The following is a 24043-nucleotide window of genomic DNA, read 5'->3' as shown; positions in this document are numbered from 1 at the left end:
ACCATGAAATCATATTTTTTTTATACCGATCAGCTGACCGTAGGGTATGACGGAAAACCGCTGATCAAAGAGATCAATATTCAGCTGAATAAAGGAGAAATCCTCACACTGATCGGTCCCAACGGCGCCGGAAAATCCACGATCCTGAAGAGTATCACAAGACAGCTTTCCCTGATCAGTGGAACCGTATATCTGGAACAGGAACAGATGAGCCGCATGACAAACAAAGAAGTTTCCAGGAAGCTGGCCGTAGTGCTTACCGAGCGCATGCGCCCGGAGCTTATGACCTGTGAGGATGTGGTATCCACCGGACGTTATCCGTACACAGGAACTCTGGGAATTCTTTCCCCGGAGGATAAGGAAAAAGTGAAAAATGCCATGGAGATGGTTCATGCCTGGGATCTGAAAGACCGGGATTTCACAGCCATCAGTGACGGACAGCGTCAGCGTATCCTTCTGGCACGTGCCATCTGTCAGGAACCGGAGATCATCATTCTGGATGAGCCGACGTCATTCCTGGATATCCGCCACAAACTGGAACTTCTTGCTATCCTGAAAAAGATGGTACTGGAAAAACAGATGACTGTGATCATGTCCCTCCATGAGCTGGATCTTGCCCAGAAGATTTCCGACCAGGTGATCTGTGTGCATGGAGACCACATTGAAAAATACGGAGCGCCGGAAGAGATTTTTACCTCAGATTATATCCGCAGACTTTATGGAATTACCCGTGGAAGCTACAACGCAGAGTTCGGCTGTGTGGAAATGGAACCGCCTGCAGGGGAACCCCAGGTGTTTGTAATTGGCGGAAACGGAAGCGGAATCCCGGTGTACCGGAAACTACAGCGCCAGGGAATCCCCTTTGCAACGGGAATTCTTCATACCAATGACGCAGATTATCAGGTAGCAAAAGAGCTGGCTGCAGAGACCATTACAGAGAATCCGTTTCAGTGTATTTCTGAAGAAAATTACAGAAAAGCGCTGGAGGTTATGGAAAAATGCAGGGAAGTTTACTGCCCTCTGAAGGACTTTGGCCCTGTAAATGAGAAAAACCGGGAATTAATAAAAAAAGCAGAACAGATGGGAAAATTACAGAAACTGTGAAAATATCTGTAAGAAAATAAGAGAACATAAATTACAAATTCCCATATATCTGTGCTATAATATGAAACAGAAAAAACGGCAGTCCGGAATTTATATATGGAGGGAAATTTCATGAAGAAAAGAAATCTGATTGCAGCAATTCTCTGCAGTGCATGCCTTGTGGCAGGAAGTGTAAACCCTGTATTTGCGGATGCATCAAAAGTAGTAACACTGGGTGCAGACCTCACAGATGCCCAGAAGCAGACCATGATGAAATATTTTAATGTAAGTGCGGATCAGGTACAGATTATGACCATCACCAATCAGGATGAACATAATCATCTGGATAATATCGCACCACAGTCACAGATCGGTTCCAGAACCTTAAGCTGCGCTTACGTAAAACCTACACAGTCCGGTGGAATCAAGGTTCGTACAGCCAATCTGAACTGGGTAACCGGAAATATGATTGCCAGTTCACTTTCCACATCCGGAGTAAAGAACTGTGAAGTCGTAGCGGCATGCCCGATGGAAGTATCCGGAACAGGTGCCCTCACAGGTATTCAGATGGCCTATGAAAAAGCCAGCGGACAGAAGCTAGATGAGACCAAGACCAAGCTTGCCAATGAAGAAATTGTCACAACCGGTGAGCTGGCAGACAAGGTCGGAAAAAATGAGGCAACAACTGTTGTAAATCAGTCCAAGATTGATGTCATCCAGAACAATGTACAGAATACACAGGAAATTCAGAACATTGTTGTCAATGTGGCACAGGAGAACAATGTCTCTGTAAGCCAGGAGGAGATTGACAAGATTGTATCTCTTCTGGAAAAAATTGCAGAGCAGGGGTATGATTACGACGATGTGAAGGATACACTGGAGCAGGTAGATGCCAACACCACAGGCAAGACTACCACTGACGATTCTGTGGACGGCGAGAATACAGACGAAACAGTAGACCCCAATGAAGCGACAGATGATGATGACGATATCATGAATAATGTAGATGAAAGTGCTCTTGGCGGAGATGTAATCCAGAGTTCTACAGAAGATCCGGATCTTGAAAAGGAAACCGGAGATTCCACAGACAGCAGCAGTGAGACCGGAATTCCGGAAGCTACGGACGATGGAACTTATGTCGGTGAAGACAGTACTGATGAGAGCACCGATGATACAGTTACTGTGGATGAGAGTACAGCTGATGAGTCCAGTGCAGATGAAAGCACTTCAGAAGAAACTGACCAGGATGAAACAGGAATTCCGGAAGCAACAGGGGATACAGACAGTTCTGAGGAAACAGAAGCAGCCGGAGAAACCACATCAGCAGAAACAGACAGCACAGAAGTTGACACTTCGGTTCTTGGCGATGAGGCAAAGAACAACTATGACAGATTTGCCCTCTTTGCGAAGGGAGAATACGAAGGGGATGCAGACTCTCTTCTTGCGGCAACTGAGAATACAGAATTCACAGCCACAGTTGTGCTGGATGAGCAGACCGGAAAGAGTCTTGCAGATACCGTTGAGAAGGATTATTACGACGTTCTGAAGGACGGTGCGGCATCTTATGTGGCAGATGGAACAGAAACATATGTCAGTGCAGAGCTGAATATGATGGATCAGAAGCTGAAAAAACTGTTCGGCATTGATGCTACGGAAGAAAACACAGACGTTACCGACGAAACTACAGTTCTTCTTGCGGATGTACCGGAAGAAGACAAGCAGACACTGTATAAGGATACCATGAAATTCCTTGCAGGTCTCTATGGAGAAAATACAGACGCCACAGAGGAGTCAGCAGCAGAATAAAAATATATCATTGCCATCAGAGAAACCGGAAAATGACAGAGCTCCGGTTTCTCTGGTGGCTTTTTTGTGTGAACAGGAAAGACAGAGATCATGAAAATTCTGTGATTTATCTTAAGGATTCGGGTAAGCACTGGAAAAATGATTTTTTCTGTGATAGAATTGACCATAAATCGGTTTTATGGAATTCATACACTGTAAACCGTCACAGGGAAATGAGAAAGGGAAAAGGTAGAATTTATGAGCCTGGCAGTAGTAACATTAAAAAAAGGCGAAGGCAGATTCCTGAAATCAGGAGGCCTCTGGGTATATGATAATGAAATCGCAACCATTATGGGAAGTTTTGTAAACGGAGATATCGTTCTGGTTCATGATTTTGACGGTTATCCGATGGGAAGAGGATTTATCAACACCAATTCCAAGATTGCGGTACGTATGCTTACCAGAGATGAACATAAGGAGATCAACGAAGAGTTTTTGAGACAGCGTGTCCGTGATGCATGGGAGTACCGCAAGAAGATTGTGGATACAGGAAGCTGCCGTGTGATTTTCGGAGAAGCAGATTTTCTTCCGGGACTTGTTGTAGACAAGTTTTCCGATGTGCTGGTAGTACAGTCTCTGGCACTTGGAATTGACCGCCTTAAGGGAACCATCATTAATGCACTGAAGGAGATTCTTGCAGAAGATGGAATTCAGATTCGTGGTGTCTATGAGCGAAGCGATGCCAAAGTCCGCCGCCAGGAAGGAATGGAACTTACCAAGGGATTTATCGGAGAAGAGTTTCCTACCCTTGTCCAGATTGAAGAAAATGGCGTAAAATACGAAGTAGACATCAAAGACGGACAAAAAACAGGATTTTTCCTGGATCAGAAATACAACCGTCTGGCAATTCAGAGACTCTGTAAAGATGCAAAGGTTCTGGACTGCTTCACACATACCGGCTCTTTTGCCCTGAATGCGGGAATTGCAGGGGCAGCAAGTGTTCTTGGTGTGGATGCATCTGAGACTGCCGTAAATCAGGCAAGAAGAAATGCAGAACTTAACGGGCTGGAAGGAAAAGTGAAATTCCTCTGCGAGGATGTGTTTGAACTTCTTCCGGAACTTGAGGAAAAAGGTGAGAAATTTGATGTGGTAATCCTTGATCCGCCGGCATTTACCAAGTCCAGAAGTTCTGTTAAAAATGCCATAAAAGGATACCGTGAAATCAATCTCCGGGCTATGCGCCTTGTAAAAGACGGAGGTTTTCTTGCAACCTGTTCCTGTTCTCATTTCATGACCTACGAATTGTTTACACAGACAATCGGTCAGGCTGCGAAGAATGTTCACAAGAGACTGCGTCAGGTGGAATACCGCACACAGGCTCCGGATCATCCGATTCTCTGGTCAGCAGATGAGTCCTATTATCTGAAATTCTACATTTTCCAGGTATGTAATGACCGTTAGGAAATGTCCGTGAATCTCTTTGGAGAGCCTGGACAGTTACGGCGGCAGTGAAAAGGAGAAGCAGATTTTATGAGAGACAAATTCAATAAATTTATGCAGGGACGCTACGGAGTGGATGATTTTTCCAGATTTATTATGGGAGTTGCGCTGACTCTGATTATACTGACCATGGTTGTCACCATGTTTAACAGAAATGTCGGCAGTATTCTGGACTTCCTTGGAATTGCGGCGATTGTATATGCGTATTTCCGTATTTTTTCCAGAAATATTCAGCAGCGTTATGCAGAAAATCAGAAATATCTTCAGATGACATCGAAGTTCCGCCTTCGTTTCAATAAAGAAAAAAATCTGATGAAACAGAGAAAAACTCACCATATCTACAGCTGTCCGGGCTGTGGACAGAAGATTCGTATCCCCAGGGGAAAAGGAAAGATTGAGATTGAATGTCCGAAGTGCCACACCAAATTTGTAAAGAGGAGCTGACATGTTCGGATATGTGACAGTTAACAAACCGGAAATTAAATTCAAAGATTTTGATATGTACCGTTCTTTTTACTGCGGGCTTTGCAGAGAACTCCGTGAGAGGTATGGAATACCGGGGCAGATTTCGCTGACGTACGATATGACATTTGTTGTGCTTCTGCTCAGCGGGCTGTACGAGCCGCCTACGCAGAAAGGAACTTCCCGGTGTGCGGTTCATCCGCTGAAACCTCAGCCGGTACGCCGCAATGAGATAACCACATACTGTGCAGATATGAATGTGATTCTTTCATATTATAAATGCATGGATGACTGGCAGGATGAGAGGAAACCTCTGCGTTATGCCTATGCCAGACTTCTGAATGCAGGCGGAAAGAAACACATGGCCGGTTATCCGGAAAAAATCCGGAAAATTCAGGATGCCCTTCTTAAGCTTTCCAGTCTCGAAAAACAGGGCGAGACAGATGTGGACCGGGTGGCAGGATGTTCCGGGCGGATTATGGAAGAGGTTTTTGCATTCCGTAAGGATGTGTGGGAAGCTTCGCTGCGGCGGATGGGATTTTATCTCGGGAAGTTCATTTATATCCTGGATGCCTATGACGACGTGGAAAAAGACGCGGAAAACGGAAATTACAATCCATTTCTTGAGAAATATAAGATGGAAGGGTTCGAGGAAGAGATACGCCGGATGCTTATGATGATGCTTTCAGAAGCTTGCAGAGAATTTGAAAAAATGCCGGTGATCCGATATGGAGATATCCTTCGAAATATTTTATATTCCGGCGTCTGGTGCCGTTTTGCGGCCATCGGGCAGAAACGCAGGGAAGAACGGGAGAAAGAGAAAAAATGTTAGATCCATACAGTGTGCTGGGAGTTCCCAGAAACGCATCTGATGATGAAATAAAAAAGGCATACCGGAAACTCAGCCGAAAGTACCATCCGGATGCCAATATTAACAATCCGAATAAGGATCAGGCTGAGGAGAAATTCAAGGAAGTGCAGCAGGCTTACGAGCAGATTATGAAAGAACGTGAGTACGGCGGCAGTGCTTCCGGAAATGGATATGGCGGCTACGGAAGTTATGGCGGTTTTGGCGGCTATGGCAGTGCAGGATCAAGTACTTACCAGGATGAGGAGAGCATGCGGAGACGTGCGGCTGCCAATTATGTACAGAGTGGCCATTATCAGGAAGCTATGAATGTGCTGAATTCTCTTGGACAGAAAAACGGCGAATGGTATTATCTGGCTGCCATGGCGAATATGGGGCTTGGGAATAATGTGACGGCTCTGGATCAGATCCGCGAGGCGGTCCGTCAGGAACCAAATAATATGCAGTACCGCATGCTTCTTCAGAGAATGGAAGGCGGCGGAGGCTGGTACCAGCAGCAACAGGATCCATTTGGAGGAATGCCCACAGCAGGGGGAGATATGTGTGATGCCTGCTGCAGAACTATGGCCTGTGCCATGTGCTGGCCGGGCGGAATTTTCTGCTGCTGATAAAATTTGCCGGTTTTGTCCGGGGATTGACAACAGCAGAGAGCATTAAATTGTTTGTGAGGTGGATCCTGCAGATCTGCTTTGCGATATAGAGTGCAGGTTTTCCTGCAGAGAAAAAGAGGAGGAAATCGTTATGAGCATAAGAATTGGTATTTTAGGCTATGGAAACCTTGGACGCGGCGTGGAGTGCGCGATCAAACACAATCCGGATACAGAGCTGGTTGCAGTATTCACCAGACGTGATCCGGAAACAGTGAAGATTCTTACAGAGACTGCTAAGGTTTATTCTGTAAAAGATGCAGAGAAAATGAAAGATGAGATTGATGTTCTGATTATCTGCGGAGGAAGTGCTACCGATCTTCCTGTTCAGACACCGGAATATGTAAAATATTTCAACGTTGTGGACAGCTTTGATACACATAAGAGAATTCCGGAGCATTTTGCAAACGTTGACAAAGCAGCAACAGAGAACGGTCATGTAGGAATTATCTCTGTAGGCTGGGATCCGGGAATGTTCTCACTGAACCGTATGTATGCAAACGCAATCCTTACAAACGGAAACGACTACACATTCTGGGGCAAAGGTGTCAGCCAGGGACATTCCGATGCAGTCCGCCGTATTAAAGGCGTAAAAGATGCAAAACAGTACACAATTCCTGTAGAAGCTGCACTGGAAGCTGTAAGAAACGGAGAAAATCCTGAGCTTACCACACGTCAGAAACATACAAGAGAGTGCTTCGTAGTTGCAGAGGAAGGTGCTGATCTTGCACGCATCGAGGAAGAGATCAAGACTATGCCGAACTACTTTGATGAGTATGACACAACGGTACACTTTATTTCCCAGGAGGAGCTGGATCGCGATCACAGCGGAATTCCGCATGGTGGTTTTGTAATCCGCAGTGGAAAAACTGGCTGGAATGATGAGAACAGCCATGTAATCGAGTACAGCCTGAAACTGGATTCTAATCCGGAGTTCACCTCTTCTGTTATTGTTGCCTATGCAAGAGCTGCATACCGCATGAATCAGGAAGGACAGAAAGGCTGCAAGACAGTATTTGATGTTGCACCTGCATATTTAAGTGCACTTGACGGAGCAGAGCTTCGCAAAAAATTCCTGTAAAAAACAGACTGTAACAGAGTTGTTACAGAAAGCAATATTTTTATAAATACTCAGATCCCCGGAATATTCAGAAGGTATTTCTGATATTCCGGGGATCTTTGCGTGGATAAAAGGGTGCATGACAGGGAAAAAGCCGGAAAGAGTTGACGACAGGTAAAGAATGGTATATAATATGGACGTAAATTTGTAACAGAATTGTAAAGAATTGAATGCTTTACACACGGTTCACAGGATGGGCAGTGAAGACAACAATCAGCCGGACTTCAGAAATAGTAAATATCAATTATCTATCAAAGGAAGGTATGTATGCGAAAATTAAGCAAAAAATGGAAATTGTGGGGACTTTTTTTGATCTTGATGTTTTTTGCAGCTGGAGCGACTGTACATACAACTGCAACAGATGTACAGGCCGCAACCAAAAACGGCTTTAAAACAGAAAATGGAAAGTCCTATTATTACAAGAATGGTAAGAAAGTAAAAGGCTGGCTTACCCTCAATGGAAAGAAGTATTATTTCAATGCCTCCACAGGTGTTCAGGTAAAAGGCTGGGCAAAAGACAGCAAAGGCAAACGTTATTTCTACAATGCCAACGGTGTAAAAGGCTATATGGCAACAGGCTGGCTTACAGACAGCAAGAAGAATACCCGGTATTTTAATACCAGCACCGGTTATATGACAACCAAATGGGCAACCATCAGCAAGAAGAAATATTATTTCTACAGCAATAACGGAGTTGCAGCCAAGAGTAAATTCCTTACAGATTCCAAGAATGTGACCAGGTATTTTACAAGTAAATGCTACATGGCAACAGGCTGGGCAACCAATACCAAAAAACAGAAACGTTACTTTGATCCGACCACAGGAGCCATGTATAAAGGCTTCAAGAAAATCGGCAGAAATACCTATTATTTCTACAGCTCAAGTGGAATTATGGCTACCGGCTGGGTGGAGAATACATCCAAGGGTTATAAATATTATTTTGACCCATCCACAGGTGTAATGGCTACCGGTACCAAGACAATCGACGGAAAAGAGTACACATTCAGCAGCAGCGGAGTCCTTCAGGTTAACAACAATCCGAATACAACGACACCGACCAGCTCGCGTACAATTAAGAATTTCCTTGCAAATGCACTGAAACCGGTTGGACAGACCCTTTATGTATGGGGTGGAGGCCACAATACTTCGGATGCCACCAGAAAGGGTGTAAGTTCCAGATGGAAAGAGTGGTATAACAGCAATTCCAGTTCTTATAACTATAAGAACTATATGGATCTTACAGAAACTACAGAACAGAAAGGTCTTGACTGCTCCGGATATGTAGGATGGTCTGTATATCAGATTATGCAGAGTAAATCCGGCGGAGTGAACTACACAACAGTTTCCGGAGATATCGGTTCCTTATATACCAGCAGAGGAATGGGAACTACAATTTCTCAGTCACAGCTTTCAAGTTCCGGTTGGAAACTGTATCCGGGAGACATCGGATACAATGACGGACATACATGGATGGTTCTTGGACAGTGTGCAGATAAGAGTGTTGTGATTCTGCACTGTACACCGAATGCAGGTGTTCAGATTTCCGGAACACCGACACCGGATGGAACATATGGAAGCCAGGCAATCAAGCTTGCAGAGCTTTACATGGCTAAATATCCGGGAGTCAGCAAATATGATTATCACGAATCAAGTGGTAACTATATCCGTAATGGTGCTTACTTCAGATGGAACAGAAGTACACTTTCCGATCCGGATGGATACCTGCACAAGACTGCAAATCAGATTCTTGCAGACCTGTTCTGATTAGGCAGGAAGAGAAGTACCCGAAGAAATTTCTATGTAATAATTAAATAAGATTAAGAGAAGGAGAACCTGTAAAATGCAGAGTTCTCCTTCTTTAATGTCAAATTCATTAATAAATGTTACAGAATTCTAAACTAAATAATAGAAAATCCTTGCAAACCAGAGAACACTGTGTTAATATATAAAAAGATTGAAACAAGATATTGCAAAAATATTACATTAATCTGCTAAAAATGAAAGAACAGCAGAAATGAGTAAACGAAGGCAGAAGATGTTTGATCTGCCGAATAATCAGAATTCAAAATCAGATTGCGAGGGTGAACAGTCATGAAGAAAAGAATATTATGTCTGACACTGGCGCTCCTCATCAGTGGAGCACAGGTAGTCAGCGTAAGTGCAACAAGAGAAGATGAGGCAGCACTTCAGCAGGAAATGGATGCAACCAATGAACAGCTGAATGCAACTTATTCCAGATTGGATGAGCTTTCCGCACAGAAGTCACAGATCGAAGGCGAGATCTCCACTCTTGATGCCAATCTTGTAAACGTGATGGTTTCGATCCAGACACTGGAGGGAGATATCTCCAATAAAGAAGCCGACATTGCATCTACACAGTCCAACCTTGAGAAAGCCAAGAATGCCAAGACCAAACAGTACGAAGCAATGAAGAAACGTATTCAGTATCTTTATGAGAAAGGTGGAGACGACGCATGGTTCCAGATGATGCTGAATGCAGAGAACCTGTCTGATCTTCTTACAAAGGCTGAGTATACACAGAAGACATATGAGCAGGACAGAAAGAGCCTTGAGAAATATTCCAACACCATCCAGCAGGTAGCTAACTTGGAAGCACAGTATACACAGGAGAAAGCGGAACTTGAGGGAATGAAGCAGGAATATGAGGCAGAATCCCAGAACCTTCAGGCACAGCTGGATGAGAAGCGTGCAACATCCGCAGATTATGACAATGAAATTGCTTATGCACAGCAGCAGGCTACAGACTATGCGAACCTTCTTGCAGAGCAGACTGCAGAGCTTCAGAGATTAGAGGCTGAGCGTATCGCCGCAGAAGAGGAAGCAAGACGTCAGGCGGAGGCTGAGGCAGCAGCAAGAGCACAGGCAGAAGCAGAAGAGGAAGCAAGACGCCAGGCAGAAGCGGAAGCAGCGCAGCAGGATGAAGCAGATGAGAGTGAAGACGTTCAGTATGACGAGGACGGTGACGTAATCGAGAATACGGACGAAGATACTGCAGAGGACGATACAGAGTATGTAGATGATACATATGATGAGAATGGTGACGTTCAGTATGATGAGGACGGAAATGTAATTTCCGATGACCAGTCCGGATATACAGACACTACAGAAGATAATACAGACGCAAACTATGATGACAGCAGCGATGCTTCTGAGGATACCTCTTCTGACAGCGGAAGTTCTTCTTCCTACAGTGGTTCCGGTTCTTCTGTTGTAGATTATGCCACACAGTTTGTTGGAAATCCGTATGTATGGGGCGGAACAAGCCTTACCAACGGTGCAGACTGCTCCGGTTTTGTACAGAGTGTATATGCTAACTTTGGTGTAAGCCTTCCGAGAACTTCCTATGAGCAGCAGAACGCAGGTACTGAGGTATCTTATGCAGATGCTCAGCCAGGAGATCTGATCTGTTACGGTGGACATGTGGCTATTTATATGGGCAATGGACAGATTGTACATGCATCCAATTCCCAGGATGGTATTAAGATCAGTAACGATGCGACATACAGAACGATTGTTTCTGTAAGACGTCTTGTATAATCACGAACCATATAAAATTCATTAAGATGAAGATATTGAACAGCCTGGCGGTATATTCCGTCAGGCTGTTTCTTATAAGGAAACAGTGTATTTATATCAGAAAAATCTGAAATGGTATTGACATATAATTAACAGGGTGTTATTATAATGCCAGTATAATTCCATATTGAACATAGCAAGTGCTGAGGGCATCTGACAGTCGTTGATTATCAGAAGCCAGCAGAAAAGGGAATCAGGTGTGAAACCTGAGCGATCCGGTCACTGTAACGGAGGAGCGAATCTCACAGTCCATTGTACTTAGGTATGAGAAGGAGAGACAAGCCATGATCCCGGAGCCAGGAAACCTGCTTGTTATGGCGAGGTTAAACTTCCGTGTAAAGTGTAACAACCATTTCAGGGACTCCGCACCCCTGGGACGTTGTCTACTTTTTTACGAGAGTAGGCATTTTTTTATGGAATGCGCCTGTTCATATGAATTATACATGATTAAATGGCAGGCGATACTACTCCGGATACATTCGTTCCCTCCGCGCACTCATGAACGGATTATATTTCTACCCCGGGGTGGCATCGCTACCTCTTTTTTTATGGGAAAATTAAGAGGATATATGATCCGGGAGGAGATAAGAATCATGGAGAAACCATATTGGGAAGGAAAAGAGTATTCCTATTTCAGTCACAAAAAATGCGAGTATTTTCCATGCCATAAAGGAGCAGATCCGGAGAATTTTAACTGCCTGTTCTGTTATTGTCCGTTGTATGCACTGGGAGATAAATGCGGCGGTAATTTTCACTTCACAGAAAGTGGGATCAAGGACTGTACGGCGTGTAAACTTCCTCACAGAAGAGAAAATTATGGATATATCACAGGGAAGTACCAGGAACTTGCGGATATGATAAGAAAACAGAGAGAAAATTCTCAGACAGATGAGAAGTGATAATAGAGAATAGAATATAACCCGAAATAATAAGCCAGCTCTGACACATGGTGACATGTGAGAGCTGGCTTTTTACTTTATCGGGTCATCTGGTCTGCAGGAATACTTTCAACCTTGGAAGCTGGTTGTTCAGGATCAGCTGTTCCGGGAACATGGCCTGATGAACAAACTCAGCGGCATAGGTAAAATCGCCGATGTGTTCCGGGCCGTGGCTGTCGCTGGAGAGAAGCAGTGGCAGATCGTATTTTCGGCAGCAGCGAAGGATTTCGAAACAGTTTTCTCTTGTGTCACCACGATAGCCATAAGGCGCAAGAGAAGCTTCGTTGATCTCAAAGATCGTTCCGGTTTCTTTGGCGGTTCGGGCAAGAACTTCATAATTCACCGGATAGTGTGTGTTGTCACTGTGTCCGAGAATTTTGACACAAGGATTTTTCATAACATTGATAAAGGCTTCGGTGTTTTCGTCCCTGGTGCCGGGGTGGTAGTTCCAGGAATGCATGCTGGCAATGGCGTAATCAAGTTTACATAATAATTCCTGATCCAGATCTACACTTCCGTTCCGATCCAGAATATTCAGTTCAATCCCATAGAGCAGGTCTACGCCGAAATGTTTTTTCGGAGAATAGGTAAGACTTCGGAAGTAGGAGGAAGTTCCGGCTGCCAGAGTTCCGGGACCGTGATCGGTGATTCCGAGAAGACGGAGGCCTTTTTCTGCGGCTGCACGTGCCATGTTGGTGATGGTACATTCCGTGCCGTGACCGCTGGCGATGGAATGGGTATGCATATCAGAAAGATACATAAAAATACACCTCTTTTGCTGTTTGGGAACATGTGACGGAGCGGAATACAAATGTCCGCTGTACATATTTTTTGTGAAAAATAAAGGAATTCCCATATAAATTCAAGTATGACAGAGCAGAAAAACAAAGTCAATAGAGAAAAACATAAAAACACGAAAAACAAATAAAACCAACGGGGCTTGCCCTATAAAAACCACAAAAACAGCAAGAAACACATGTTGGATTTCGTTGACATCAAAGAGGGGGTAAGGTATAATAAAATTACATGAGCACATAGCCGGAAAGAAGCGGTTCTGGAAGCGGGAAGGCGGACAGATCACCAGAAACAACCGGTTATGAGAAAGGAGAATCATGGAGAAATTTCATATAGCAGATATCCCGAAAACAGACAGGATCACACATCTTGTGGATAATCTTTATGCAAAGATGCCGGTGATCGAATCTGCCAGAGCCAAGCTGGTCACAGAGTCCTATAAGCAGACCGAAGACGAGCCGATCATCACCCGCAGAGCCAAGGCATTTGCCCACATCCTGCGTAATATTCCCATCATTATCCGTGATGAGGAGCTGATCGTCGGAAGCAGCACCCTGGCTCCGAGAGGATGTCAGACATTCCCGGAGTATTCTTTCCAGTGGCTGGAGGATGAGCTGGATACAGTGGCTACCAGAACAGCCGATCCATTTTATATTGCGGAGGAAACAAAGGCGGAACTCCGTGAGGTACATAAATACTGGAAAGGCAAGACAACCAGTGAACTTGCAACTTCCTACATGGCACCGGAAGCAATTCTTGCCATTGATCACAACATTTTTACCCCGGGAAATTATTTTTACAATGGTGTAGGACATGTAACCGTTAAATATGAAGAAGTCCTGGCAATCGGTTATGAAGGAATCATTGCCAAAGCACAGAAAGAGCTTGAGGAATGCAATGTGGGAGATGGCGATTACGCAAAGAAATCCCGTTTCCTGGAAGCCGTGATCTTAAGCTGTCAGGCTGTTATCGACTATGCACACCGCTATGCCGAGCTTGCTGAGCAGATGGCATATCAGTGTCAGGACCCGACCAGAAAGCAGGAACTTCTTCAGATTGCATCCAACTGCAGCCGTGTACCGGCTAAAGGCGCCCGTAACTTCTATGAAGCCTGCCAGTCCTTCTGGTTCGTACAGCAGCTGATCCAGATGGAGAGCAGCGGACATTCCATTTCACCGGGACGTTTTGACCAGTATATGTATCCATATTATAAGAGTGATATGGAGGCAGGCAATCTGACCAGAGAGTTCGCTCAGGAACTGATGGACTGCATCTGGGTAAAATTAAACGACCTGAATAAATGCCGTGATGCCGCATCTGCAGAAGGTTTTGCAGGCTACAGCCTTTTCCAGAACCTGATCGCAGGTGGCCAGAACAAAGACGGCGAGGATGTGACCAATGATCTCTCCTTTATGTGTATCCAGGCGTCCATGCATGTACATCTTCCGGCACCGTCTCTTTCTGTAAGAGTATGGAACGGATCTCCCCATGAATTCCTGATCAAGGCTGCAGAGCTTACAAGAACAGGAATCGGACTTCCGGCTTATTATAATGATGAAGTTATCATCCCTGCACTGCAGAACCGGGGACTTTCCCTTGCAGATGCCAGAGAGTATAACATCATCGGCTGTGTAGAACCGCAGAAAGCAGGTAAGACAGAAGGTTGGCATGATGCCGCATTCTTTAACATGTGCCGTCCGCTGGAGATGGTTTTCTCTAATGGTATGGATAAAGGTGTGCAGGTTGGTGTTCAGACTGGCGATGTCACAGAGATGAAGAGCTTTGACGAGTTCTATGACGCATACAAGAAACAGATGGAATATTTCATCTCCCTGCTTGTAAATGCAGATAATGCCATTGATGTTGCACATGCTGAGAGATGTCCGCTTCCATTCCTTTCCTGTATGGTGGATGACTGCCTGAAACGAGGTAAATCCGTTCAGGAAGGCGGAGCTGTTTATAACTTTACAGGTCCTCAGGGATTTGGTATTGCCAACATGGCAGATTCCCTGTATGCAATCCGCAAGCTTGTATATGAAGAAAAGAAAGTTACCATGGAAGAGATGAAAGAAGCTCTGGCATGGAACTATGGCAAAGGTATTGATGCACAGTCTGCGGCAGATATCACTACCATTGTTATGCAGAAACTTCAGGAGAATGGCATCAGCGTAAATGAGCAGACAGCTACCGCTGTTATGACAGCCGCTCTTGGCACAGAGCCATCCCCGGAGAAAAAAGCAAGATTCGAAGAAATCCACAAGATGATCGAGGAAGTTCCGAAGTTCGGAAATGACATCCCGGATGTGGATTACTTTGCAAGAGATGTGGCTTATACTTATACCAGACCACTTCAGAAATATATGAACCCGAGAGGCGGACATTATCAGGCAGGACTTTATCCGGTATCTGCAAACGTTCCTCTTGGCGGACAGACTGGTGCTACACCGGATGGCCGTTATGCACATACACCAGTTGCAGATGGCGTTTCTCCGTCAGCAGGCAAGGATGTGAAAGGCCCGACAGCAGCAGCAACTTCCGTATCCCGTCTGGATCACTTCATTGTATCCAACGGAACACTGTTTAACCAGAAATTCCATCCGTCTGCACTTGCAGGAAGAGAAGGACTGGAGAAGTTTGTGGCACTGATTCGTGGATACTTTGATCAGAAGGGCATGCATATGCAGTTCAACGTTGTCGACAGAGAGACACTTCTGGACGCTCAGAAACATCCGGAGAAGTACAAACACCTGGTTGTACGTGTTGCCGGATATAGTGCACTGTTCACAACGCTTTCCAGATCTCTGCAGGATGATATTATCCGTCGTACAGAACAGGGCTTCTAAAGGAGTAACTTATGGACTATTTGGATACAAAGGGCAGGATCTTTGATATTCAGAAATATTCAGTACATGATGGTCCGGGCATCCGTACCATCGTGTTCCTGAAAGGCTGCGTTCTCCGCTGCCGCTGGTGCTGCAACCCGGAATCACAGGAGTACCGGATCCAGAACATGAAAGTTCTGGGCGAGGACAAGGTGATCGGCCGGGATGTAACTGTCCGTGAGATGATTGAAGAAGTTGAGAAGGACCGTGCATATTATTACCGCTCCGGAGGGGGAATTACCCTCTCCGGCGGAGAATGCATGTGCCAGGCAGATTTTTCCAGAGATCTTCTCCGCGCGGCAAAAGAGCGCGGCATCAACACAGCTGTGGAGAGTATGGCCTGTGCTCCCTGGGAAAAGATCGAACAGGTTCTTCCCTATCTGGATGTGTATCTGATGGATATCAAGCATATGAATCAGGAAAAACATAAGGAATTCACAGGACGGGCCAACGGACTGATGCTGGAGAATGCAAGAAAGGTTGCACTCTATGGCAAAACCAGACTGGTGATCCGCGTTCCGGTGATTCCAACATTCAACGATTCTGTGGAAGAGATCCAGGCAATCGCCAGATTTGCGGCATCCCTTCCAGGCGTAAACAAGATCCATCTTCTTCCGTACCACAGATTGGGACAGGATAAATATGATGGCCTTGGACGCCCCTATTTAATGGAAGGAATTCTTCCACCGACAGCAGAACATATGCAGATGTTAAAGAATGCGGTACACGCGGTATGCAACCTGGACTGCCAGATCGGTGGCTGAGAAATAAAAGAATTACAGAGAAAAGATCCTCTGCAAACAGACAACATAAAAAACAATAAAAACAACATAAAAAGCGACAAGAAACCAACACAAAACAACGGATTGCCCTTGACTTATTTTGTGGTATGGAGTAAAATATTTTCAGAAACAAAATAGTGCAATCCAATGCTCAAGGAGGAAATTAAGCATGGTAAACGAGTTTGAAATCAAAAAACAGCTTTGCGACATCGGTAAAAGAATCTACAACCGTAACATGGTTGCAGCTAACGACGGAAACTTCTCCGTTAAAGTGGCAGAGAATGAATATCTTTGCACACCAACAGGTGTATCCAAAGGTTTCATGACACCAGAGTTCATCTGTAAAGTAGATGGCAAGGGTAATGTAATCCAGGCTAACCCGGGATTCAAACCATCATCTGAGATCAAGATGCATATGAGAGTATATGAGAAGAGACCGGACGTAGGATCTGTTGTACATGCTCATCCGATCTACGCTACATCTTTCGCAATCGCAGGTATCCCGCTTACACAGCCGATTATGCCAGAGGCAGTTATCGCTCTTGGATGCGTTCCGATCGCTGAGTACGGTACACCTTCCACAATGGAGATTCCGGATAACCTTGAGAAATACCTTCCATATTTCGATGCAGTACTTCTTGAGAACCACGGAGCACTTACATGGAGCACAGACCTTAACGCTGCATACATGAAGATGGAGTCTGTGGAGTTCTACGCACAGCTTCTGTATCAGAGCAAACTTCTTGGCGGCCCGAAGGAATTCGACAAAGAGAACATCGAGAAACTCTATGCAATCCGTCGTAAATTCGGTATGCCTGGAAAACATCCGGCAAACCTCTGCCTGAACAAAGATGGAAAGAACTGCCACAACTGCGGCGGCGCATGCCACAGTGAGGACTACAAACAGTTCCCAGGATATCAGTATGATTTTGTTGGAAAAGACTGTGACAAAGATGCAGCTCCTGCAGCAGACGCAACAGCAAACGCAGATGCAGAGCTTGTAGCTCAGATCACAAAACAGGTTATGGCTCAGCTTGGCCTGAAATAATTTTTTGACGGAATATTAAGGAGGACATCTCATGCCAATAAGTGAGAATATGGTACAGGAAATTGTACAGGAAGTTATGGCAAAAATGCAGATTGCAGATGCTCCGGCCGGAAAACATGGCGTTTTCAAGGATATGAATGATGCTATCGAAGCAGCGAAAAAGGCGCAGCAGGTAGTTAAGACAATGTCTATGGACCAGAGAGAAAAAATCATCACCTGCATCCGTAAAAAGATCAAAGAAAATGCGGAAGTACTGGCTCGTATGGGTGTTGAGGAAACTGGTATGGGTAATGTAGGAGACAAGATCCTCAAACATCACCTGGTAGCAGACAAGACACCTGGTACCGAAGACATTACAACAACTGCATGGTCCGGAGACAGAGGACTGACTCTGATCGAGATGGGACCATTTGGTGTAATCGGTGCGATCACACCATGTACAAACCCAAGTGAAACAGTTCTCTGTAACACAATGGGTATGCTGGCAGGCGGAAATACAGTTGTATTCAACCCGCATCCGGCAGCTGTAAAAACTTCTATTTACGCAATCAATCTTTTAAATGAGGCTTCCCTGGAATCAGGCGGCCCGGATAATATCGCTGTCACAGTTGCGAAACCAACTCTTGAGACAAGCAATATTATGATGAAACATAAAGATATCCATCTGATCGCAGCAACAGGAGGTCCTGGTGTTGTAACAGCAGTTCTTTCCTCCGGTAAGAGAGGAATCGGTGCAGGAGCAGGAAACCCGCCGGCACTGGTTGATGATACTGCTGATATCCGTAAGGCAGCTCAGGATATCGTAAACGGATGTACATTCGATAACAACCTTCCATGTATCGCAGAGAAGGAAGTTGTTGCAGTATCTTCCGTAGTTGATGAGTTAATGCACTACATGCTTACAGAAAATGACTGCTACCTTGCATCCAAGGAAGAGCAGGATAAGCTTGTTGAGACTGTACTTGCAGGCGGCAAGCTGAACCGTAAATGTGTAGGACGTGATGCGAAGACACTTCTTTCCATGATCGGAGTTCAGGCACCGGCAAATACCCGCTGCATTATCTTCGAGGGACCGAAGGAGCATCCGCTCATCACAACAGAGCTTATGATGCCAATCCTCGGAATCGTAAGAGCTAAGGATTTTGACGATGCTGTAGAGCAGGCTGTATGGCTTGAGCATGGCAACCGTCATTCCGCACATATTCATTCCAAGAATATTGATAACATTACAAAATATGCGAAAGCAATTGATACCGCAATCCTTGTAAAGAACGGCCCGTCCTATTCCGCACTTGGATTTGGCGGAGAAGGTTTCTGTACATTCACAATTGCAAGCCGTACCGGTGAGGGACTTACAAGCGCAAGCACATTCACAAAGAGAAGACGCTGCGTAATGACAGACAGCCTTTGCATTCGTTAATCAGGAGGAACAGAAACAATGGATATGAACAATGTAAATATCGAAGAAATCGTTAAACAGGTTCTCTCCGGCATGACAGGAAACGCTCCTGCAGCAGCTGCTGCAACAAGCGCTCCGGCTGCTCCGGCAGGAAACACAATTCCGAAAAAAGCAAGAGTAGCAATGATGACAGAGAAGAAACATTTTGAGCTTCAGGAGTATGATCTTCCGGAAGTTGGTGACGACGACATCCTCGTTAAAGTTGAGGGCTGCGGCGTCTGCGGAACAGATGCTCATGAGTACAAAAATGACCCGTTTGGTCTTATCCCAGTAGTTCTCGGACATGAGGGAACCGGTGAGATCGTAAAAATGGGTAAAAACGTTAAAGTTGATACAGCTGGTAAACCGGTTAAAGTCGGCGACAAGATCGTTACCTGTATGATCTTCAAAGATGATCCGGAAATCACAATGTTCGACCTTAACAAGAAGAACGTAGGCGGCGCTGACGTATACGGACTTCTTCCGGATGACGACGTTAAATTCAACGGCTGGTTCGCTGATTACATCTTCATCAGAGGCGGAAAATTCGGTTCCACATTCTTTAATGTAAGTGACCTGGATCTTGATTCCCGTATCCTCATCGAGCCATGTGCAGTACTTGTACATGCTGTAGAGAGAGCAAAAACAACAGGAATCCTGAAATTCAACAGCAGAGTTGTTGTTCAGGGTTGCGGACCGATCGGTCTTATCTGCATCGCTGTTCTCCATACAATGGGCGTTCATAATATCTGTGCAGTAGACGGAAATGAGAAACGTCTTGAGTTTGCCAAGAGAATGGGAGCAAACACAACCGTTAACTTCATGAACTTCAAGGGCATTGAGGCACTTACTGAGGCTGTTAAAGAGGCTCAGGGCGGACATCTTGCAGATTTCGCTTTCCAGTGTACTGGAAATCCTCATGCACACTCCAACATCTACAAATTTATCCGCAACGGCGGCGGTCTTTGCGAGCTTGGTTTCTTCATCAACGGTGGAGACGCTACCATCAACCCGCACTTCGACCTCTGCTCCAAAGAGATCAACCTTGTTGGTTCCTGGGTATACAACCTCAGAGACTATGCAACAACATTTGATTTCCTTAAGAGAGCAAAAGCAATCGGACTTCCAATGTCTGAGCTGATCACACACAAGTTCCCGCTTGAGGAGATCAACGAGGCACTTGAGACAAACCTGGCAATGACAGGTCTTAAGATCGCGATTGTTAATAAATAACCTTAACGGGAAAGGAGAAGCAACATGGCAGAAGCTGTAGGAATTCTTGAGGTCTTCGGACTTGCAACAGCCTTTGTGGCAGCTGACGCCGGGTGCAAGGCTGCAAATGTCCACCTGGAGGTATTCGATAAGAATAAACCGGCGAATGCGGACAGCCTGCCAGTACCGCTTCTTGTCTGCATCAAGTACCGCGGAAGCGTGTCAGATGTCACGGCAGCGGTAGAAGCCGGCATGAAAGTCGCAGAGAGCATGACAGGCGTGGTACAGCATTACATAATCCCCAACCCGGAACCAGGTACACAGAAAATGCTGAAAATCAGCGCCCTGGATAAAGATTAAGAGGATTCCGAAGTTCACTTTACAAAAGTGGCGGAATCATATATGATAAAATGTAACGAAGATAAGATTCAGGAGGATAGAATCATGGCACAGGAAGCATTAGGAATGGTTGAGACAAGAGGCCTCACAGCTGCAATCGAGGCAGCAGATGCAATGACAAAAGCAGCAGAGGTTGCACTTGTAGGAACAGAGAAGATCGGTTCCGGTCTTGTAACTGTTATGGTTCGTGGAGACGTAGGCGCTGTAAAAGCAGCAGTAGAGAGCGGAAGCGCAGCAGCATCCAGACTTGGAGAGCTCGTAGCTACACACGTAATCCCGAGACCTCATACAGACGTAGAGAAAATTCTTCCGAAGCTCTGATTTCAGGCTTTGAGAGGAACAGAAATTAATTAAGGAGTTCGCTCATGGGAAAATCATATGGATTTATAGAAATCACTGGTGTTGTAGCGGCGATCAATGCCCTGGACATCATGTGCAAAACGGCAGACGTTGAGCTGGCGTCATGGGAGCGTAAGCTGGGCGGACGACTGGTGACCCTGATCGTACAAGGCGATGTATCAGCAGTTACAGCAGCTGTCAATGCAGCAGTGGAGCAGGCAATTAAAAAACCTGCCAGCTATGCGGTAATTGCCAATCCTCACGAGGAAATCGTCAAACTGGTTGAGCTGAGTGCAAGCCGGTGGAAAAAGAAACAGCAGGAAAATCCGGAAGAAGCACTGGCAAGCAAAAACAGCAGCAAAAAATAAAGCTGCTGCACCAAAAAAGTCAGAAGTAAACAGAAAAACACAATGAAGCAACAATCCATAAGGAGGATATAATCATGACACAGGAAGCATTAGGAATGGTTGAGACAAGAGGACTTACAGCAGCTATCGAGGCAGCTGACCAGATGTGCAAGGCAGCTAACGTTGCACTTGTAGGAACAGAGAAGATCGGTTCCGGTCTTGTAACTGTTATGGTTCGTGGAGACGTAGGAGCAGTTAAATCTGCAGTAGAGAGCGGAAGCGCAGCAGCATCCAGACTTGGAGAGCTTGTAGCTACACACGTAATTCCGAGACCTCATACAGACGTTGAGAAAATCCTTCCGGTTCTTAAATAATCCAACTGATTAGTTCCAAGATGCACCGGCCCAAGGGCCATTAAGGGTTCGGGCCGGTGCGTTTTGAGTTAATTTCAGTTATGAAACCGAAAGAAAGCAGGTGTACTCTTGGAAACGAATAATATTGAAATGATCACAAAAATGGTGATCGATGCGATCAACAAAAACGAAGACAAGGGCAATGGTTTTGTTGTACCTATCGGAGTTTCTGCAAGACATATTCACCTGACACAGGAGCATGTGGAGGCACTGTTCGGAGAAGGCTATCAGCTTACCAAGAAAAAAGATCTGATGGGCGGACAGTTTGCATCCAATGAAACAGTTACCATCGTAGGACTGAAGCTCCGTGCGATCGAGAATGTAAGAATCCTCGGACCTGTCCGCAGTAAATCACAGGTTGAGGTCTCAGCAACAGATGCGATCAAGCTGGGAATGAAGGTTCCGGTACGTATGTCCGGTGATCTTGCAGGAAGTGCACCGATCGCGATCGTTGGACCAAAAGGTGCCATTTATCTGAAAGAGGGATGTATTGTGGCTATGCGTCACATTCACATGGCTCCGAAAGATGCCCAGGCTGCGGGTGTACATGATGGCGATATTGTTTCCGTAAAAGCTGACAATGAGCGCGGAACGATCTTTAATCAGGTTAAGATCCGTGTAGATGACAGCTTTACATTGGAAATGCATATTGATACAGATGAAGCAAATGCAGCAAGAATTGCCACAGGCAATACAGTTACCATAATCAAATAATATTCCTCCTTTTGGGATGCCGTTTTCAGGCATCCCAAAAGGAGGATATAGAGAAAACGGAGGCTCATATGATCGTAGGCAAAGTAGTTGGAAGTATTGTTTCCACACGAAAAAGTGAAAAACTCATAGGAAATAAATTCATGATCGTGGAGCCGGTGCATCATATGAAAGCCGAGCACAGCCAGATTGTCGCTATTGATATCATCGGTGCGGGAATCGGCGAATATGTATTGGTGGCACAAGGAAGCGCAGCAAGAATTGGCTGCGGCGTAGAAACAGCACCGGTAGATGCCGCCATCGTCGGTATCGTAGACGACGGTGCAGGATTGGAGTAACGCCATGGATATCAAAGAATTACAGAAAATTATGCAGGAGAATGGTGTTGTCGGAGCAGGTGGAGCAGGTTTCCCTACATACATGAAACTGACAGACAAAGCGGATACCATTCTTATGAACTGTGCAGAGTGCGAACCATTACTGAAACTTCACAGACAGTTGTTGGAGAAGCACGCATACGAGATCATGAAAACATTCGATATGGTTGCGGAGACGGTAGGAGCTTCACAGGCCATTATCGGAATCAAAAAGTCTTATGTACAGACGATTAATGCTTTAAATCAGCATATTGAAGAATTCCCGAGGGTTAAGATCCATCTTCTGGATGAGGTTTATCCGATGGGTGATGAGGTTGTTCTTATTTATGAGGCAACCGGACGTGTGGTACGGCCAGGAGGACTGCCAATCGAGCAGGGAGTAGCCGTATTCAATGTAGAGACACTCTACAATGTATACCGCGCGGTAGAAGAACACAAACCGGTTACAAGCAAATATGTTTCCGTTGTTGCAGAAGTTGAGAATCCTGTTACAGTGAAAGTTCCACTGGGATGCACACTGGAAGAGGTTGTTGCCCAGGCAGGCGGAACAACTGTGAAAGATCCTGTATATTTCGTAGGCGGCCCGATGATGGGACGTATCGGAAACGGTTCTGATCCGGTTACAAAAACAACGAACGCAATCCTGGTTCTTCCAAAGGACCATGTTATTGTCATGAAGAAGCAGCGGACTTCTTCTATAGATCTGAAGAGAGCAGCATCCATCTGCTGTCACTGCCATACATGTACAGATCTTTGCCCGAGACACAATCTGGGACACCCGATCGATCCGGCAATGTTCATGATGGCAGCATCCAATCAGGATTTCAGAAATGTGAATCCTTATATCAATTCTGCATTCTGCAGCTCCTGTGGTGTCTGCGAGATGTATGCGTGTCCGCAGAGCCTGGCTCCGAGAACACTGCTTGCAGATATGAAGGGCGGACTTCGTAAGGCCGGAATCAGACCACCTCAGGGTGTTCAGCCGAAACCGGTACAGGAGTCAAGAGAATACCGCAAGGTTCCTGAGGAACGCCTGATGGCGCGTCTGGGACTTACCAGATATGACAAGGATGCACCACTTCAGGAAGAGCTTGTAAATGTATCCAAGGTAAAAGTTCTCTTAAGCCAGCATATTGGTGCACCGGCACAGGCAATCGTAAATGTAGGCGATATGGTAACAGAAGGTCAGATGATCGCACAGCCTGCACAGGGATTAAGTGTCGGAATCCATGCAACCATCAGCGGAAAAGTTACAGAAGTGACAGACCGCCATGTTGTAATTGCAAGAAATTAGAAAGGA

Annotated in this window: 23 protein-coding genes and 1 riboswitch; of the genes, 22 read left to right on the top strand and 1 reads right to left on the bottom strand. The window is 45.5% G+C overall.

Translation table 11 applies throughout. The features are described from left to right. The first annotated feature begins 3 nt into the window (after positions 1-3). The 10 genes from KQI39_RS04585 (at position 4) to KQI39_RS04540 (ending at position 11961) form a co-directional block, all read left to right on the top strand. Positions 4-1104, top strand: a complete 1101-nt coding sequence (locus KQI39_RS04585) for an ATP-binding cassette domain-containing protein (protein ID WP_216416898.1) — start codon at positions 4-6, stop codon at positions 1102-1104. A 111-nt stretch (positions 1105-1215) separates the two neighbouring features. Continuing rightward, positions 1216-2889, top strand: a complete 1674-nt coding sequence (locus KQI39_RS04580) for a DUF1002 domain-containing protein (RefSeq protein ID WP_216416896.1) — start codon at positions 1216-1218, stop codon at positions 2887-2889. A gap of 237 nt (positions 2890-3126) precedes the next feature. After that, positions 3127-4329 (top strand): class I SAM-dependent rRNA methyltransferase, encoded by a 1203-nt coding sequence (locus KQI39_RS04575; RefSeq protein ID WP_216416893.1) that lies wholly within the window; start codon positions 3127-3129, stop codon positions 4327-4329. 69 nt (positions 4330-4398) lie between these two features. Continuing rightward, complete coding sequence (locus tag KQI39_RS04570; protein ID WP_148448431.1) at positions 4399-4812, top strand: hypothetical protein; 414 nt, start codon at positions 4399-4401, stop codon at positions 4810-4812. Position 4813: 1 nt separating this feature from the next. Continuing rightward, on the top strand, positions 4814-5662 hold the full coding sequence (locus KQI39_RS04565) for a DUF5685 family protein (protein WP_216416890.1): 849 nt from the start codon (positions 4814-4816) through the stop codon (positions 5660-5662). Beyond that, on the top strand, positions 5656-6306 hold the full coding sequence (locus KQI39_RS04560) for a J domain-containing protein (RefSeq protein ID WP_216416888.1): 651 nt from the start codon (positions 5656-5658) through the stop codon (positions 6304-6306). The genes KQI39_RS04565 and KQI39_RS04560 overlap by 7 nt, the downstream gene beginning before the upstream one ends. A 133-nt stretch (positions 6307-6439) precedes the next feature. Next, a complete protein-coding gene (locus tag KQI39_RS04555; RefSeq protein ID WP_148448425.1) occupies positions 6440-7426 on the top strand; it encodes a diaminopimelate dehydrogenase in 987 nt (328 codons plus the stop codon). Positions 7427-7732: 306 nt separating this feature from the next. Continuing rightward, entirely contained in the window at positions 7733-9229 is a 1497-nt protein-coding gene (locus tag KQI39_RS04550; RefSeq protein ID WP_216416886.1) for an N-acetylmuramoyl-L-alanine amidase family protein, read from the top strand. A 327-nt stretch (positions 9230-9556) separates the two neighbouring features. Then, complete coding sequence (locus tag KQI39_RS04545) at positions 9557-11023, top strand: C40 family peptidase (RefSeq protein WP_216416884.1); 1467 nt, start codon at positions 9557-9559, stop codon at positions 11021-11023. 165 nt (positions 11024-11188) lie between these two features. Further along, positions 11189-11389: riboswitch (cobalamin riboswitch) on the top strand. A 266-nt stretch (positions 11390-11655) separates the two neighbouring features. Then, complete coding sequence (locus tag KQI39_RS04540; RefSeq protein ID WP_216416882.1) at positions 11656-11961, top strand: cysteine-rich small domain-containing protein; 306 nt, start codon at positions 11656-11658, stop codon at positions 11959-11961. Positions 11962-12046: 85 nt separating this feature from the next. Here KQI39_RS04540 and KQI39_RS04535 read toward each other — a convergent pair whose 3' ends face one another. Then, the gene (locus tag KQI39_RS04535) at positions 12047-12760 is read right to left on the bottom strand and encodes a phosphatase (protein WP_216416880.1); all 714 of its coding nucleotides are present in this window, start codon (positions 12758-12760) and stop codon (positions 12047-12049) included. A gap of 352 nt (positions 12761-13112) precedes the next feature. On the opposite strand from KQI39_RS04535, the gene KQI39_RS04530 reads away from it, so the two are divergent. From KQI39_RS04530 to KQI39_RS04475, 12 genes are all read left to right on the top strand, one after another. Beyond that, positions 13113-15638, top strand: a complete 2526-nt coding sequence (locus KQI39_RS04530) for a glycyl radical protein (protein WP_173772690.1) — start codon at positions 13113-13115, stop codon at positions 15636-15638. Between the two features lie 11 nt (positions 15639-15649). Next, positions 15650-16441: a glycyl-radical enzyme activating protein gene (locus tag KQI39_RS04525; RefSeq protein WP_216416878.1), complete on the top strand. Its 792-nt coding sequence runs from the start codon at positions 15650-15652 to the stop codon at positions 16439-16441. 187 nt (positions 16442-16628) lie between these two features. Then, complete coding sequence (locus tag KQI39_RS04520) at positions 16629-17507, top strand: class II aldolase/adducin family protein (protein ID WP_148448413.1); 879 nt, start codon at positions 16629-16631, stop codon at positions 17505-17507. 31 nt (positions 17508-17538) lie between these two features. Next, complete coding sequence (locus tag KQI39_RS04515; RefSeq protein WP_216416876.1) at positions 17539-18927, top strand: aldehyde dehydrogenase family protein; 1389 nt, start codon at positions 17539-17541, stop codon at positions 18925-18927. An 18-nt stretch (positions 18928-18945) separates the two neighbouring features. Continuing rightward, positions 18946-20178, top strand: coding sequence for a zinc-binding dehydrogenase (locus tag KQI39_RS04510; RefSeq protein WP_015525954.1), 1233 nt, complete (start codon positions 18946-18948; stop codon positions 20176-20178). A 24-nt stretch (positions 20179-20202) separates the two neighbouring features. Continuing rightward, positions 20203-20517, top strand: a complete 315-nt coding sequence (locus tag KQI39_RS04505; RefSeq protein ID WP_015525953.1) for a BMC domain-containing protein — start codon at positions 20203-20205, stop codon at positions 20515-20517. 84 nt (positions 20518-20601) lie between these two features. Then, a complete protein-coding gene (pduA, locus tag KQI39_RS04500) occupies positions 20602-20877 on the top strand; it encodes a propanediol utilization microcompartment protein PduA (protein WP_015525952.1) in 276 nt (91 codons plus the stop codon). Positions 20878-20921: 44 nt separating this feature from the next. Further along, a complete protein-coding gene (locus KQI39_RS04495; RefSeq protein WP_114002790.1) occupies positions 20922-21263 on the top strand; it encodes a BMC domain-containing protein in 342 nt (113 codons plus the stop codon). A 74-nt stretch (positions 21264-21337) separates the two neighbouring features. Beyond that, positions 21338-21616 (top strand): BMC domain-containing protein, encoded by a 279-nt coding sequence (locus KQI39_RS04490; RefSeq protein ID WP_005427721.1) that lies wholly within the window; start codon positions 21338-21340, stop codon positions 21614-21616. A 141-nt stretch (positions 21617-21757) separates the two neighbouring features. Beyond that, positions 21758-22369 (top strand): phosphate propanoyltransferase, encoded by a 612-nt coding sequence (locus KQI39_RS04485; protein WP_370816971.1) that lies wholly within the window; start codon positions 21758-21760, stop codon positions 22367-22369. Positions 22370-22437: 68 nt separating this feature from the next. Beyond that, positions 22438-22704 (top strand): EutN/CcmL family microcompartment protein, encoded by a 267-nt coding sequence (locus KQI39_RS04480; RefSeq protein WP_015525950.1) that lies wholly within the window; start codon positions 22438-22440, stop codon positions 22702-22704. A gap of 4 nt (positions 22705-22708) precedes the next feature. After that, positions 22709-24037, top strand: coding sequence for a 4Fe-4S dicluster domain-containing protein (locus KQI39_RS04475; RefSeq protein ID WP_021977480.1), 1329 nt, complete (start codon positions 22709-22711; stop codon positions 24035-24037). Positions 24038-24043 lie beyond the last annotated feature (6 nt).

Origin of the sequence: Blautia sp. MSJ-36 (assembly GCF_018917985.1) — a bacterium.
GTDB lineage: Bacteria > Bacillota > Clostridia > Lachnospirales > Lachnospiraceae > Blautia_A.
The sequence above is the reverse complement of the archived record's forward strand: the minus strand, read 5'-3'. Positions and strand labels throughout refer to the sequence as shown.

Excerpts from the sequence above, each read along its gene's own strand:
- KQI39_RS04555 (WP_148448425.1), top strand. The coding sequence starts at position 6,440 with ATGAGCATAAGAATTGGTATTTTAGGCTATGGAAACCTTGGACGCGGC.
- KQI39_RS04510 (WP_015525954.1), top strand. The coding sequence starts at position 18,946 with ATGGATATGAACAATGTAAATATCGAAGAAATCGTTAAACAGGTTCTC.
- KQI39_RS04475 (WP_021977480.1), top strand. The coding sequence starts at position 22,709 with ATGGATATCAAAGAATTACAGAAAATTATGCAGGAGAATGGTGTTGTC.
- KQI39_RS04530 (WP_173772690.1), top strand. The coding sequence starts at position 13,113 with ATGGAGAAATTTCATATAGCAGATATCCCGAAAACAGACAGGATCACA.
- KQI39_RS04480 (WP_015525950.1), top strand. The coding sequence starts at position 22,438 with ATGATCGTAGGCAAAGTAGTTGGAAGTATTGTTTCCACACGAAAAAGT.
- pduA (WP_015525952.1), top strand. The coding sequence starts at position 20,602 with ATGGCACAGGAAGCATTAGGAATGGTTGAGACAAGAGGCCTCACAGCT.
- KQI39_RS04515 (WP_216416876.1), top strand. The coding sequence starts at position 17,539 with ATGCCAATAAGTGAGAATATGGTACAGGAAATTGTACAGGAAGTTATG.
- KQI39_RS04535 (WP_216416880.1), bottom strand. The coding sequence starts at position 12,760 with ATGTATCTTTCTGATATGCATACCCATTCCATCGCCAGCGGTCACGGC.
- KQI39_RS04520 (WP_148448413.1), top strand. The coding sequence starts at position 16,629 with ATGGTAAACGAGTTTGAAATCAAAAAACAGCTTTGCGACATCGGTAAA.
- KQI39_RS04570 (WP_148448431.1), top strand. The coding sequence starts at position 4,399 with ATGAGAGACAAATTCAATAAATTTATGCAGGGACGCTACGGAGTGGAT.
- KQI39_RS04585 (WP_216416898.1), top strand. The coding sequence starts at position 4 with ATGAAATCATATTTTTTTTATACCGATCAGCTGACCGTAGGGTATGAC.
- KQI39_RS04550 (WP_216416886.1), top strand. The coding sequence starts at position 7,733 with ATGCGAAAATTAAGCAAAAAATGGAAATTGTGGGGACTTTTTTTGATC.
- KQI39_RS04490 (WP_005427721.1), top strand. The coding sequence starts at position 21,338 with ATGACACAGGAAGCATTAGGAATGGTTGAGACAAGAGGACTTACAGCA.
- KQI39_RS04575 (WP_216416893.1), top strand. The coding sequence starts at position 3,127 with ATGAGCCTGGCAGTAGTAACATTAAAAAAAGGCGAAGGCAGATTCCTG.
- KQI39_RS04565 (WP_216416890.1), top strand. The coding sequence starts at position 4,814 with ATGTTCGGATATGTGACAGTTAACAAACCGGAAATTAAATTCAAAGAT.
- KQI39_RS04505 (WP_015525953.1), top strand. The coding sequence starts at position 20,203 with ATGGCAGAAGCTGTAGGAATTCTTGAGGTCTTCGGACTTGCAACAGCC.
- KQI39_RS04580 (WP_216416896.1), top strand. The coding sequence starts at position 1,216 with ATGAAGAAAAGAAATCTGATTGCAGCAATTCTCTGCAGTGCATGCCTT.
- KQI39_RS04560 (WP_216416888.1), top strand. The coding sequence starts at position 5,656 with ATGTTAGATCCATACAGTGTGCTGGGAGTTCCCAGAAACGCATCTGAT.
- KQI39_RS04545 (WP_216416884.1), top strand. The coding sequence starts at position 9,557 with ATGAAGAAAAGAATATTATGTCTGACACTGGCGCTCCTCATCAGTGGA.
- KQI39_RS04495 (WP_114002790.1), top strand. The coding sequence starts at position 20,922 with ATGGGAAAATCATATGGATTTATAGAAATCACTGGTGTTGTAGCGGCG.
- KQI39_RS04485 (WP_370816971.1), top strand. The coding sequence starts at position 21,758 with ATGGTGATCGATGCGATCAACAAAAACGAAGACAAGGGCAATGGTTTT.
- KQI39_RS04525 (WP_216416878.1), top strand. The coding sequence starts at position 15,650 with ATGGACTATTTGGATACAAAGGGCAGGATCTTTGATATTCAGAAATAT.
- KQI39_RS04540 (WP_216416882.1), top strand. The coding sequence starts at position 11,656 with ATGGAGAAACCATATTGGGAAGGAAAAGAGTATTCCTATTTCAGTCAC.